Origin of the sequence: Pseudomonas sp. MWU16-30323 (genome assembly GCF_020515595.1) — a bacterium.
GTDB lineage: Bacteria > Pseudomonadota > Gammaproteobacteria > Pseudomonadales > Pseudomonadaceae > Aquipseudomonas > Aquipseudomonas yamanorum.
In genome coordinates, this window is sequence record NZ_JAIWYM010000004.1 from 126,790 (window position 1) to 139,318 (window position 12,529).

Consider the following 12,529-nt stretch of genomic DNA (forward strand, 5'->3'; position numbering starts at 1 on the left):
AGTCATAAATGCGCGGCGCCAGGCTTCGTCTATCCACTCGCCAAGTGGGTGGCCGTCCGGACAGACCGCCGCTACATAAAAACAATGCCAGGGCGTAACTCAATGAGCGTAAGTAATCCTACCCTGATCACATTTGTGATCTATATCGCTGCCATGGTGCTGATCGGCTTTATGGCCTATCGCTCCACCAACAACCTTTCCGATTACATCCTCGGCGGTCGCAGCCTCGGCAGCGTGGTCACCGCGCTCTCGGCCGGCGCCTCGGACATGAGCGGCTGGTTGCTGATGGGCTTGCCCGGCGCGATCTACATGTCTGGCCTGTCGGAAAGCTGGATCGCCATCGGCCTGATCGTCGGTGCCTACCTGAACTGGCTGTTTGTAGCCGGCCGCCTGCGGGTGCAGACCGAGCACAACGGCGACGCCCTGACCCTGCCGGATTACTTCTCCAGCCGTTTCGAAGATAAAAGCGGCCTGCTGCGGATCATCTCTGCGGTGGTGATCCTGGTGTTTTTCACCATTTACTGCGCTTCCGGCATCGTGGCCGGCGCCCGCCTGTTTGAAAGCACCTTCGGCATGTCCTACGAGACCGCGCTGTGGGCCGGTGCTGCGGCGACCATTGCCTACACCTTCGTGGGTGGTTTCCTGGCGGTGAGCTGGACTGACACCGTACAAGCCACGCTGATGATCTTCGCCCTGTTGCTCACGCCGATCATCGTGCTGCTGGCCACCGGAGGCGTCGACACCACCTTCCTGGCGATCGAAGCGCAGAACCCTGACAACTTCAACATGCTGAAAAACACCACCTTCATCGGCATCATTTCGCTGATGGGCTGGGGCCTGGGTTACTTCGGCCAGCCGCACATCCTCGCGCGCTTCATGGCGGCGGATTCGGTGAAGTCGATTGCCAAGGCGCGCCGCATCTCCATGACCTGGATGATCCTGTGCCTGGGCGGCACCGTGGCCGTGGGCTTCTTCGGTATCGCCTACTTCTCGGCGCACCCGGAAGTCGCCGGTCCCGTGACCGAGAACCACGAGCGTGTGTTCATCGAGCTGGCCAAGTTGCTGTTCAATCCATGGATTGCCGGTGTATTGCTGTCGGCCATCCTGGCTGCCGTGATGAGCACCCTGAGCTGCCAGTTGCTGGTGTGCTCCAGCGCCCTGACCGAAGACTTCTACAAAACCTTCCTGCGTAAAAACGCCTCCCAGGTTGAGCTGGTGTGGGTCGGTCGCGCCATGGTGCTGCTGGTGGCGCTGATCGCCATCGCCATGGCCGCCAACCCGGAAAACCGCGTACTGGGCCTGGTGAGCTACGCCTGGGCCGGTTTCGGTGCTGCATTTGGCCCCGTGGTGCTGATCTCCGTACTGTGGAAAGGCATGACGCGTAATGGCGCACTGGCCGGCATCCTGGTGGGTGCGATCACTGTGATCGTGTGGAAGCACTTCAGCCTGTTTGGCCTGTACGAAATCATCCCGGGCTTCATCTTCGCGAGCCTGGCGATCTACTTCGTGAGCAAGCTGGGTGCTCCGACGGCTGGCATGCTTCAGCGGTTTGACGCGGCCGAGGCGGATTACAACCTCAACAAGTAATCGGCGGGGGCTTGAATGCCCGCTGAGGTGAAAACGGCCCGCATCTTTTGGATGACGGGCCGTTTTTTTCACCGCTGCTGGTCAGTCAAAATAAACAACGATCATTCCTAGCAGGCCAGTCATGCCAACAAGAACCGTTGTGTGTAGCAGAAGCTTGGTATTGCGCGGAAATGCTTGCACCTGCTGAAGGTCTACAGCACCACGCCGTGCATTTAGCCTGGGGAGTGCAACGGCTACGTACACTGCACAAAGTCTCATCATTCTTTCTCGTGGAGAGGTTCCCCAATAGCCGCTGTGGAAGGTCACCAGGCGACTTCTGTTTAAGAGGATTTCCATAGTCTCAAGCTTTCGGTAGCACAAGAATATGCCGAGAATGTTGGCAATGATTATCAGCAGGAATGAGCTGATTACAATCAAGGACTCTGCAGGGAGATTTAAAAAGTAATCAATATTCATACAACAATTCTCCTGCCTTTTCGCCACCAATGCTGACGTAATGTCCCCCTGTCGCACCACCAACTCCTCCGCCTATCAATAAACAAGCTAAAGAGCCAGGGCCGGTGGCGGGAAGCAATATGGCAAGGCATAGCGTTGATCCAGCAGCACCCCCCACTACGCCGCCTGCCACCCCTCCCGCCAACTTTCCCACCTCCACATATTTCGCCTTCCTGCACTGCTCTTCCCTCCCTGTAGAGCAAGCCTCCCTGATTTCCAGCGCCGACGCCGTGGTGCTCAGTGCAATTCCCAGTGGCGTTCCGTTTTTCAGCAGCTTGGCGGTCTTTGAAACCCGCGCAATCGTTTCGGCATACCGATGGATTTCCCCGGTGTGCAGATAGCTTCGGGTGGATATCCCGAGCATTTTCTTGATCGATCCTTCATTGCGCAAGTGAGTGCCATAACGTGCAAAGCCGCGCATTTGTGCTTCCAGTTTGGCGAACAGGGTTTGGCGTCGAGCCAGGAAGTCGTTCCGCACGACGCCGCCACCTTGGCGCAGCGACTGTTTATGCAGCGCATCAATGTCTTCGAGCGTTTTACCAATGTCCCGCAGGTGCCGACTCCAGGCGTCACCCGCCGTACCTATTCCGAGCGAGGCGTAGCCCAGTATTTTTTGCAGCAGGTCGTAGTTGTGCAGGGCAAAGGTATCGCTGCCTTCGGCCATAACGCTATGTCGAATATTCCAGGCGGTGCTCATCAAGCGGGACTCTTCCAGGGTGCAGGCCGCCGTCGAGTCATCGCCTATGATCACCAACTGGCCGGGTAGAACAACAACATTGCGAATGTGACTGTTAAGTACGTCGAACTTGGCCTGCGCGTGTTTGCCCAGGCGCAGCCTGGCCTTGAGTTCCACTGAGGTTTGTTGCCGTTCATTGATGAATGCATAGGGCTGAGGCATTGGGGCGTCCTCAGCAGTCTTTATGGATGATGGGGGTATTCAGGGCGTGATGGTTGTTGCGTGCCATGTATGCGGTCCTTTCCGAAGGGAGATGGCACGGCAATTTAAGGGCTCGCCTGGTGGCTGTGAGCGTTGAGTGTGGGGCGGTTTTTATACTTTGGGAAAAGGGCTACAAGCTACCGTCAGCTATCTGACAGAAGTTTGTGAAAGGGCATTTACCTATGTCGATTTCGTAGCCCTTCAGTCGTGATTAGCATCTGGCTGGTTCAGAAAAATCAGCACACCCAGGATCGCCATATAAAACTTGAATGCAGCTTCCTGGCCGTTCCACTGATGGGATTGCCACATCAGGAACCACTCGCCGCCGATCACCATAAAGCCGAAGAACCACACGACAAAACCGAGGGTCAGCCCGATGACTGCGCTTTTCTTGGCGCGATTGAAGTCGATACCTGTGGCACGGCGAGCCCGCCACAAGGCCAGTGCACCACGCGCCAGCAGTACGGCCGTCAGGGCTTCACCGGCGATGATCAGCCAGTACGCACCGTGCCACAGCCATGGGGTGGTGATGGCGCGATACATCGCGGCGTTGCCAGGGAAGGTGGTGTCCATGCTCAGCACATGTTCGACGAAGGCAAAGTTGGAGCCGTAGTCGGTGATGTTGTTGAAGGCGACGAGTGTGGCGAAGGCTGCCAGGGCAAGGGTCAGAACGATTTTTGCGTAGCGGGTGGCCATGTTTTTTTCCATTGTGATGCCGATGAGGTGGGTCGTAACGCTAGCACGCTCATGACGGTGGTTCGACGTTTGAGGCATGAAGAATTGGGCACCTGGGATGTAAGGATTTACTGATTTGCCTGCAGCGCACTCAGCTCGGCAAACAGCTGGTGCAGAATCGGCCACCCACTACATGCAGAGAAACACCGGATGTTCGCTCCTGCCAATCAAAGTGCCTTTACCCTGACCCTCGACGGTGTACCCAGTGATCTCAAGGTTTTTGAGTTCATGGGCGAGGAGTTCATCAGCCTGCCCTATCGTTTCGACCTAGAACTGGTCAGCGAACGGCCCGACCTGGATCTGGAAAGCCTGATGCACCGCCAGGCGTTTCTGGGATTCGACTCCCATGGCCACGGCGTTCATGGCCAGGTCTATCGCGTGGCTCAAGGCGACTCGGGAAAGCGCCAGACCCGTTATCAGATCACTTTGGTGCCGCAGCTGGCTTATCTGGAACACAGCACTCACCAGCGGATTTTTCAGAAAAAGACGGTGCCGCAGATCATTGCGCTGGTGTTGGAGGCGCAGGGTATCCAGGGGGATGCCTTCTCATTTCAACTGAGTGGGGTGTATCCCGAGCGTGAGTACTGCGTTCAGTTCGGCGAAACCGATCTGGAGTTTGTCCAGCGTTTGTGTTCCGAGTCAGGCATTCACTATCACTTCCAGCATCATCCCGAGCGCCATCTTTTGGTGTTTGGCGATGACCAGACGGTGTTCGCCCAACCTGATCAAGCCACTCAGTACGCTGCGGGCTCGGGGATGGTCGCCGAGATGCCGGTGATCAAGCGTTTTATCGTGCGGCTGAAGACCCGCACCACTGGTGTGAGCCTGCGTGACTACGACTTCAAAAAACCACGTCTCGCGCTGGAAAGCACCGTGTCTGTCGGGCAGCGCCCCACTCTGGAAGACCAACGTTATCCCGGGTGCTTTACGGATCGCGCTCATGGTAAATACCTGGCGCAACGCATGTTGGAGCGTCATCGCGGCGACTTCCGCCAGGCCAACGGTCATAGCGATCAGCCGGCTCTGCTCAGCGGGCGCTTCCTGAGGATGACCGGGCATCCTCGGCAGGAATGGAATGATTTGTGGCTGGTCACCCAAGTGACGCATGTAGGGCGCCAACCTCAGGCGCTGGAGGAGTCGATCCTTGACGCAGCCGGCGATGAACGCTCTCAGGGCTATAGCAATGACTTTGTTGTAACTCCATGGGATGTACCCTTTCGAACACCTTTGCTGGTATCGCGACCATCAATGTCGGGCTACCAAAACGCCGTGGTGACCGGGCCGGCAGGCAGTGAAATCCATTGCGATGAATACGGCCGGGTCAAGGTGCAACTGGCCTGGGATCGCTCCGGGGAAAATAATGAGCATTCCAGCTGCTGGTTGCGAGTGGCCAGTGGCTGGGCCCATGAGCATTACGGCGCGGTGTTGATCCCGCGGGTAGGCATGGAGGTGCTGGTGGGCTTTGTCGACGGCGATGCTGACACGCCGTTGGTGGTCGGTTGTTTGGCCAATGCGGCGACGCCAGTACCGCTGGACCTGCCGGCGGACAAGACCCGCAGCATCTTCCGCAGCCAGACCAGCCCCGGCGGTGGTGGCTACAACGAGCTGCGCATCGAGGACCGCAAGGGCGCCGAGGAAATCTACCTGCGCGCCCAGCGCAACTGGACCCAGCATGTACTGCACGACCAGCACGTGCAGGTCGACAACCAGCGCAACGTAATCGTCAAAGGCCTAGACCGTCACGAGCTTCAGGGCGAAGAACAGCGCACCACCCACGGCAACCGACTGACCGAACTCAAGCAGGACGATCACCTGATGATCGCCGGCTCCCAGCAGGTGCGTGCCGGGTTCACCGTTCACATCGGCGCCGGGCAACGCATTGTTATCGATGCAGGCGCCAGCGTGACCCTTCAGGCTGGCGGGCACTGGATCAATGTTTCAGCGGACGGGATTTTCAGCAGCACAGAGGTCCAGCTTGGCGGTTCGCCGGCATCGGCCGGAGCGCTGCTGACGCCAGCGCTGCAGGAAAAGGTGCTGGCTGTCATCGCGGCACCGTTGAGTGCTGTGCAGGTGTCCAGCCTGAAACGCAGTGCGCCCTTTTGCGAAGAGTGTGAGCGCTGCAGGAATGGGGCGTGTGATACGCCTCTGCATCGCAGCGCATCACTCGCCGGAGGTACGCCATGATTTCCCCCGGGCAGTGGCTTGAGGCTGCACCCTTGCAGGAGGGCGAGCAGTTATTTGCAGTGTTGGGCAATGCCAGCGACTGCAAGCCGCTTGAAGCCTGGCGTCGTACCAATGGTGGCTCGCTCAGTCCAATCTGGGCGGGCAGCGAGTATGCGGCATGGGATGAGGTCATGCCCTACGTTGCGGTGGTTGCCGTTGAAAGTGCTTTTCTGAAATGGGCCGCCGAATGCGAAGGTACTGACTGGGGATGGTTGGCGGTGTCGTCCTGTCCCGTGCAAACCGTTGTTGAGCATTTGCGCAGCCTGACCAAGGTACTGTTGCCGGAAGGGCAGGCGGTGTTCTTTCGTTTCTGGGACGGCGCTTATGTCCTGCCTGTCTTGCAGGCGCTAGGACCGCAGGCGAAGGCGTTGCTCCCGGTGTTCAGTCGCTACTGGATCAATGGTCGCCAGCATGAGGTAGCGGTCACGACGGCGGGAGCGGCGAAGCCAAGCCCGTGGTGGCAAGTGCCGCCGCAGGTTCTCCAGCACTTGGGTGAGCAATCGAGCGTCACGCGGGTGGACAACCTGCTGCAATGGCTGGAAGAACAGCGCCCGGACCTGTACAGCGCCTTTGTGCCGGCGACCTTGAAGCACAAGGTCGCCTACTTCGTGCGCCGGCCGGATGTCAGCCATCAGGCGCTGGCCGCCTGGCTGGCCTCAGAGCTGGGTTGAGGCCAGCGACTGCTGCAAGTCTTCGATCAGGTCCTCAATCGCCTCAATGCCGACAGACAGGCGAATCATCTCCGGCTTCACCCCGGCCTTCGCCTGCTCCTGTTCATTCATCTGACGATGGGTGGTGGACGCCGGATGACAGGCCAGGGACTTGGCGTCGCCAATGTTCACCAGGCGCTTGAAGATGTGCAGTGAGTCATAGAAACGTACGCCCGCCTCATAACCGCCCTTCAGGCCGAAGGACAGAATTGCCGACGGTTTGCCCTGCATGTATTTCTGCGCCAGATGATGGTGAGGGTGATCCGGCAGGCCGGCGTAGCTGACCCATTCCACCAGCGCGTGGTCTTGCAGGAAGTGGGCAATCTTCAAGGCGTTTTCGGTGTGGCGCTCCATACGCAGGGCCAGGGTTTCCAGGCCTTGCAGCAGCAGGAATGCATTCATCGGGGCCAGGGCTGCGCCGGTGTTGCGCAGGGGCACGGTGCGGGCGCGGGCGATGAACGCCGCGGGGCCGAACTTCTCGGTGTAGACCACGCCGTGATAGGCCGGCTCTGGCTGGTTGAGGCCGGGGAATCTCTCCGGGTATTGAGTCCAGGGAAAGGTGCCGCTGTCGACAATCACGCCACCCAGCGAGTTGCCGTGACCGCCCACGTACTTGGTCACCGAATGCACGACGATGTCCGCGCCGAACTGAATCGGCTTGCACAGGATCGGCGTGGCCACGGTGTTGTCCACCATCAGCGGCACGCCACGGGCGTGGGCGACGTCGGCGAGGGCTTCGATGTCGATGATATTGCCTGCCGGGTTGCCGATGCTTTCGCAGTACACCAGCTTGGTGTTGTCATCGATCAGCTCGGCGATGGCTGCGGCCGAGTCGTCACGGGCGAAGCGCACGTCGACGCCGAAGCTCGGCAGCAAATGGGCGAACAGGGTGTAGGTGCCGCCGTACAGCTGCGGAGTGGTGACGATGTTGTCACCGGCACGGGTCAAGGTCTGGATTGCGTAGTGAATCGCCGCGCTGCCGGCCGACACCGCCAGGGCCGCGATACCGCCTTCCAGCGCTGCGATGCGTTGCTCCAGCACGTCGTTGGTGGGATTCATGATGCGCGTGTAGATATTGCCGGGTACGTCGAGGTTGAATAGGTCGGCGCCGTGCTGGGCGTTATCGAATTCGAAAGCGACGTTCTGGTAGATCGGCACGGCGACGGCCTTGGTGGTCGGGTCCGACTTGAAGCCGTGGTGCAGGGCGATGGTGGCGTCTTTCATGAGTTTTTATGACCTCCATGGATAATTGCTGGCCACAATAAATCCGCTTTCGCGCCGGCGATTAGACTATTTTCGGCGGCGCCCCTGTGTTTGCGGCATAAGCACCACCTGACGCGCAGCCCTGCACCTTTGCCTGCGTAAAAGGTAAACTTCGCCCCCTGCGCAGGAGCAACCATGAATTATCGTCACGCCTTTCACGCCGGCAACCACGCCGATGTCTTCAAACACCTGACCTTGACCCGCCTCATCGCCCTGATGTCGCGCAAGGAGCAGCCGTTTGCCTATCTCGACACCCACGCCGGTATTGGTCTGTACGACCTGCAGGGCGACCAGGCGAACCGTACCGGTGAATACCTGGAAGGCATCGCCCGCCTGTGGGGCCAGACCGACCTGCCGCCGCTGACCGCCGATTACATGCGTGTGCTGCACGAGATGAACCCGGATGGCGAGTTGCGCTACTACCCGGGCTCACCGGAGCTGGCGCGACGCCTGACTCGCCCTCAGGACCGCGTGTTGCTCAATGAAAAGCACCCGGAAGACGGCCTGCTGCTCAAGGACAACATGAAGGGCGACCGTCGGGTGAAAGTGCACCTAGGTGAAGGCTGGCACGTGCCACGGGCATTGCTGCCGGTGCCGGAAAAGCGTGCACTGATGCTGATTGACCCGCCGTTCGAAAAGCTCGACGAGATGCAGCGCTGCGCCGCGTCCCTCAAGGAAGCCGTGAGTCGCATGCGCCAGACCGTGGCCGCGATCTGGTACCCGGTGAAGGACCAGCGCATGTTGCGCCGCTTCTACCAGGACCTGGCCGGTACCGGTGCGCCGAAGTTGCTGCGGGTTGAATTGCTGGTGCATCCGCTGGACACGCCGAACACCCTGACCGGTTCGGGTCTGGCGATTGCCAATCCGCCGTGGGGTTTGGAGGAAGAGTTGCGTGAGCTGCTGCCGTGGTTGTCCAAGCAGCTTGGGCAAACCCAGGGTGGGTGGCAGATGGATTGGCTTATCGCCGAGTAACTGATCGTTCCCACGCTCTGCGTGGGAATGCATCCTGTGACGCTCTGCGTCACGAATTTCAGAGCAGACGCGGAGCGTCCAGAGCGGCATTCCCACGCAGAGCGTGGGAACGATCTGGTGCAATCAGATCGGGCAGGTCACGCCGGTGCCGCCAATCCCGCAATAACCCTGCGGATTCTTCGCCAGGTACTGCTGGTGATACGCCTCGGCGAAATACACCGTCGGCGCTTCTTCGATTTCGGTGGTGATGGTGCCCAGGCCGGCCTTGGTCAGTTCCGTCTGATAAGCCGCTGCGCTGGCCTTCGCCGCCTCCAGGTGCTCCGGCTTGACCGCATAGATCACCGACCGGTACTGGCTGCCGATGTCATTGCCCTGGCGCATGCCCTGGGTCGGGTTGTGCAGTTCCCAGAACATTTTCAGCAATTCTTCGTAGCTGATCTTGTCCTGGTCAAACACCACCAGCACCACTTCGCTGTGGCCGGTCAGGCCCGAGCAGACTTCTTCATAGGTCGGGTTTGGCGTGTAGCCACCGGCATAACCCACCACGGTGCTGACGATGCCTTCGCGCTGCCAGAAGCGGCGCTCTGCGCCCCAGAAGCAACCCAGGCCAAAGATCGCAAACTCTACGTTGTCGACAAACGGGCCCAGCAGCGGGTTGCCGTTGACGAAGTGAGTCTCGGGGAGGGACATCGGGGTTTCACGGCCAGGCAAAGCTTGTTCTTGAGTAGGAAGCACGTTTTTGTTCACCAGAATTTCCGAGCGCAAGACCATGATCAGTCCTCTCAGTCAGATTGAGTTACAAGTAAGCATTCAGACTGCCAGTTTGCCCGAGTGTTACCGCGCTGTCAGGCGATTGGCCCGCGAGGATAGCGTTTAAGCTTCTCGATCAGATCGGAACCCGGGATTGGCCGGTCAAACAGGTAGCCCTGGCCGACGTCGCAACGGTGACGGCGCAGGAACGCCAGCTGTTCGGCGGTCTCGATGCCTTCGGCCACCACCTTGAGCTTGAGGTTGTGAGCCATGGCGATCACCGCCGAGGTGATTTCCATGTCGTCCTGGTTGTCCGGGATTTCATGAATAAAGCTGCGATCGATCTTGATGATGTCGATCGGGAATTTTTTCAGGTAGCTGAGTGACGAGTAACCCGTACCGAAGTCATCCATGGCCAGGGTCAGGCCAAAACTCTTCAGTTGGTCGAGTTGCAGGCGGGTGTCTTCGGTGGCTTCCAGCAGCAGGCCTTCAGTCAGCTCCAGTTCCAGCAGGTTGGCGGGCAGCTGTTCTTCCTTGAGGATCGTGGCAATCGAGGCCACCAGGTCCGGGTCGGAAAACTGCTTGGGCGACAGGTTGATTGCCACTTGCAGTTTGCCCAGGCCCGCAGCGGTCAGCTGTCGGCTCATGCGGCAGGCCTGGCGGGCGATCCATTTGCCAATGGGGATGATCAGCCCGGTCTCTTCAGCCACGCTGATGAATTGATCGGGGCGAATCATGCCCTTTTCCGGATGGTTCCAGCGCAACAACGCTTCCATCCCCAGCAGGCGACCGCTGCGCAGGCACAGCTTGGGTTGGTAGAACACGTCGAGTTCGTTCTGGGTCAGGGCGCGGCGCAGGTTGTTTTCCACGAACAGCTTGTAGCTGGCCTCGGCGTTCAACGCCTCGGTAAAGACCTGTACCTGGTGTTTGCCGTTGGCCTTGGCCTTGTGCAGCGCCAGGCCCGCGTTGCGCATCAGGGTTTGCGGGTCGCGGCCATGCAACGGCGCGCAGGCGAGGCCCACGGAGCCGGTGACGCTGATCAGTTGGTTGTCGACGAACATCGGCTTGTCGAGGGTGGCCAGCAACTGGCTGGCGACCTGCTGGCCGGTTTCAAGGTCGGTATCGTCCAGCAGCACGGCAAACTCGTTACTGGCAAACCGCGCCAGGCTACCGCTGGCCGTCAGGCTGTTGCGCAGGCGCCGGGCCAGGCTGATCAGCAGTTTGTCGCCGGTCTGGTGGCCGAGGCTGTCGTTGATCCGCTTGAAGTTGTCGATGTCCACCAGCAGCAGGCTGATAGGGCTGTCGCTGTCCCGTGCAAAGCGTTCGTCCAGGTTACGGATGAACGCCGGACGGTTGCCCAGGTTGGTCAGGTTGTCGGTATAGGCCAGGCGCTCGATGCGCTGCTGGGCCAGCTTGGTCTGGGTGATGTCTTCGTAGATGCCGATGTAGTGCGTCAGCTCACGGTTGTCGCCATAGACCTTGGAGATCGACAACTGGCCCCAGTAGGGCTCGAGGTTCTTGCGTCGGCTCTTGAACTCGCCTTGCCAGCTGTTGCTCTTGGCCAGGCTGGACGGCGCGTCGAACAGCAGCTCGCTGAGGTTTTCCAGCGCCGGCAGTTCCGACAGCTGGTGGCCGTGGACTTCTTCGGTGCTGTACTGGGTGATCGCGGTAAAGCTGGGGTTGACGTATTCCACCACCCCGTCGCAATTGACCAGCAGGAACGCGTTGGCGCTTTGCTCCACGGCTCGCTGGAACAAGTGCAGCGCGCTGGTGGCGGTGCGGCGGTTGTGGTTGTTGATCACCTGGGCGAACTGGTCGGCGAGCTCGCCGGCAAAGGCGATCTCGTCGGACTGCCAGACGCGGGTGCTGCCACTTTGCTCCAGGCACAACACCCCGACCACATTGCCATCGACCCGGATGCTGGCGTCGAGCATGGCGTGGACGTCACGCGGGCGCAGGCTCTCGACCATTTCCCGGGTGCGTGGGTCGCGCAGGGCGTTGTTGGCATCGATGGCGCGGCTGGTTTGCAGGGCTTCCAGGTAATCCGGGAAGCCACTGGCATCGATAGGCTCGGGCAGGTGGTGCTGCTGATCGGCGCGGTGATAGGCGGAAATCGGCACCAGGTGCTGGTTCTCGAGGTTCCAGATGCTCGCGCAGTCGATTTGGTAGATATCGCAGGCACTGCGGGTGATCAGTTCGGCGGCTTCTTGCAGCGAGTTGTTGGTGCTGTAGCGCTGGCGGGCCAGCAGCAGGATCAGTTCCTGCTGGGCGCGCACTCGCTCAAGGTGTTGCAGTTGTTCCTGCTGGGCGCGCTGGTTGAGTTCCAGGGCGATCTGCAAGCGGCTGTTCTGGCTTTCGAGATCCACGGCAGGGGCCAGTGAAATATCACTGAACAGGCCATCGACCACCATCAGGTAGCCACGCAGCAGGTGACGGTTGTGTTGTTTGTAGGCCTCACCCAGCTCCAGCAGGCTCAACGGGCCGTCGTGGGTGTGCAGGGTGTAGCGCACCAGGTAATGGGGGCTGATGGTCAGCTGTTCCTGGATCGCGTCATGCAGCTGATAACGCGCCTGGGGTTCCATCAGGCTGGCGTAGGGCGAGCCGACCAGGGCGCACAGTTCCACGGCGGGCAGGCCGAATTGGCGTTCGCAATTGGGGTCGAGGTACAGCAGGGCCCAGCTTGCCTCATTAAGCCGCTCGAAACGCAGCATACCGAGGCGCGAAGGCACCGGTAATTGCGTCACTACCTCGGCCGCCGTACGGGCGACATCGGGTTGGCTTTTCATGGGGAAACTCGCTTGGAAAAATGCGCTTCGCGCCGGGCTCACGCCCTCTTGACTGTTGCCTGCGGCAAGGT

The 12,529-nt window shown here is 59.9% G+C and carries 10 protein-coding genes; 4 read left to right on the forward strand and 6 right to left on the reverse strand.

The genetic code is table 11. The annotated features are described in order from the left end of the window. The first annotated feature begins 102 nt into the window (after positions 1-102). The gene (putP, locus tag LIY45_RS07075; RefSeq protein ID WP_177022510.1) at positions 103-1,587 is read left to right on the forward strand and encodes a sodium/proline symporter PutP; all 1,485 of its coding nucleotides are present in this window, start codon (positions 103-105) and stop codon (positions 1,585-1,587) included. Between the two features lie 81 nt (positions 1,588-1,668). Here putP and LIY45_RS07080 read toward each other — a convergent pair whose 3' ends face one another. From LIY45_RS07080 to LIY45_RS07090, 3 genes are all read right to left on the reverse strand, one after another. Then, entirely contained in the window at positions 1,669-2,043 is a 375-nt protein-coding gene (locus tag LIY45_RS07080; RefSeq protein WP_226475807.1) for a hypothetical protein, read from the reverse strand. After that, complete coding sequence (locus LIY45_RS07085; RefSeq protein ID WP_226475808.1) at positions 2,033-2,980, reverse strand: hypothetical protein; 948 nt, start codon at positions 2,978-2,980, stop codon at positions 2,033-2,035. Before LIY45_RS07085 ends, LIY45_RS07080 begins: the two co-directional genes overlap by 11 nt. A gap of 240 nt (positions 2,981-3,220) precedes the next feature. After that, entirely contained in the window at positions 3,221-3,715 is a 495-nt protein-coding gene (locus LIY45_RS07090; protein ID WP_226475809.1) for a DUF2165 domain-containing protein, read from the reverse strand. Positions 3,716-3,904: 189 nt separating this feature from the next. Here LIY45_RS07090 and LIY45_RS07095 point away from each other — a divergent pair, with 189 nt between their 5' ends. After that, a complete protein-coding gene (locus tag LIY45_RS07095) occupies positions 3,905-5,938 on the forward strand; it encodes a type VI secretion system tip protein VgrG (RefSeq protein ID WP_226475810.1) in 2,034 nt (677 codons plus the stop codon). Further along, the gene (locus tag LIY45_RS07100; RefSeq protein ID WP_226475811.1) at positions 5,935-6,648 is read left to right on the forward strand and encodes a DUF4123 domain-containing protein; all 714 of its coding nucleotides are present in this window, start codon (positions 5,935-5,937) and stop codon (positions 6,646-6,648) included. The genes LIY45_RS07095 and LIY45_RS07100 overlap by 4 nt, the downstream gene beginning before the upstream one ends. Here the strand turns inward: LIY45_RS07100 and LIY45_RS07105 are convergent. Then, the gene (locus tag LIY45_RS07105) at positions 6,634-7,911 is read right to left on the reverse strand and encodes an O-acetylhomoserine aminocarboxypropyltransferase/cysteine synthase family protein (protein WP_226475812.1); all 1,278 of its coding nucleotides are present in this window, start codon (positions 7,909-7,911) and stop codon (positions 6,634-6,636) included. The genes LIY45_RS07100 and LIY45_RS07105 overlap by 15 nt on opposite strands. Positions 7,912-8,085: 174 nt before the next feature. On the opposite strand from LIY45_RS07105, the gene rlmJ reads away from it, so the two are divergent. Further along, on the forward strand, positions 8,086-8,922 hold the full coding sequence (gene rlmJ / locus LIY45_RS07110; RefSeq protein WP_093202466.1) for a 23S rRNA (adenine(2030)-N(6))-methyltransferase RlmJ: 837 nt from the start codon (positions 8,086-8,088) through the stop codon (positions 8,920-8,922). A gap of 123 nt (positions 8,923-9,045) precedes the next feature. On the opposite strand, the gene msrA is transcribed toward rlmJ, so the two are convergent. Together msrA and LIY45_RS07120 are read right to left on the reverse strand one after the other, a co-directional pair. Continuing rightward, positions 9,046-9,693 (reverse strand): peptide-methionine (S)-S-oxide reductase MsrA, encoded by a 648-nt coding sequence (gene msrA, locus LIY45_RS07115; protein WP_226475813.1) that lies wholly within the window; start codon positions 9,691-9,693, stop codon positions 9,046-9,048. Between the two features lie 74 nt (positions 9,694-9,767). Further along, positions 9,768-12,458, reverse strand: a complete 2,691-nt coding sequence (locus LIY45_RS07120) for a GGDEF and EAL domain-containing protein (protein WP_226475814.1) — start codon at positions 12,456-12,458, stop codon at positions 9,768-9,770. Positions 12,459-12,529 lie beyond the last annotated feature (71 nt).

Bases quoted from the DNA above. Each gene is read 5' to 3' on its own strand.
- putP (WP_177022510.1), top strand. From the start codon at position 103: ATGAGCGTAAGTAATCCTACCCTGATCACATTTGTGATCTATATCGCT.
- LIY45_RS07080 (WP_226475807.1), bottom strand. From the start codon at position 2,043: ATGAATATTGATTACTTTTTAAATCTCCCTGCAGAGTCCTTGATTGTA.
- LIY45_RS07085 (WP_226475808.1), bottom strand. From the start codon at position 2,980: ATGCCTCAGCCCTATGCATTCATCAATGAACGGCAACAAACCTCAGTG.
- LIY45_RS07090 (WP_226475809.1), bottom strand. From the start codon at position 3,715: ATGGCCACCCGCTACGCAAAAATCGTTCTGACCCTTGCCCTGGCAGCC.
- LIY45_RS07095 (WP_226475810.1), top strand. From the start codon at position 3,905: ATGTTCGCTCCTGCCAATCAAAGTGCCTTTACCCTGACCCTCGACGGT.
- LIY45_RS07100 (WP_226475811.1), top strand. From the start codon at position 5,935: ATGATTTCCCCCGGGCAGTGGCTTGAGGCTGCACCCTTGCAGGAGGGC.
- LIY45_RS07105 (WP_226475812.1), bottom strand. From the start codon at position 7,911: ATGAAAGACGCCACCATCGCCCTGCACCACGGCTTCAAGTCGGACCCG.
- rlmJ (WP_093202466.1), top strand. From the start codon at position 8,086: ATGAATTATCGTCACGCCTTTCACGCCGGCAACCACGCCGATGTCTTC.
- msrA (WP_226475813.1), bottom strand. From the start codon at position 9,693: ATGGTCTTGCGCTCGGAAATTCTGGTGAACAAAAACGTGCTTCCTACT.
- LIY45_RS07120 (WP_226475814.1), bottom strand. From the start codon at position 12,458: ATGAAAAGCCAACCCGATGTCGCCCGTACGGCGGCCGAGGTAGTGACG.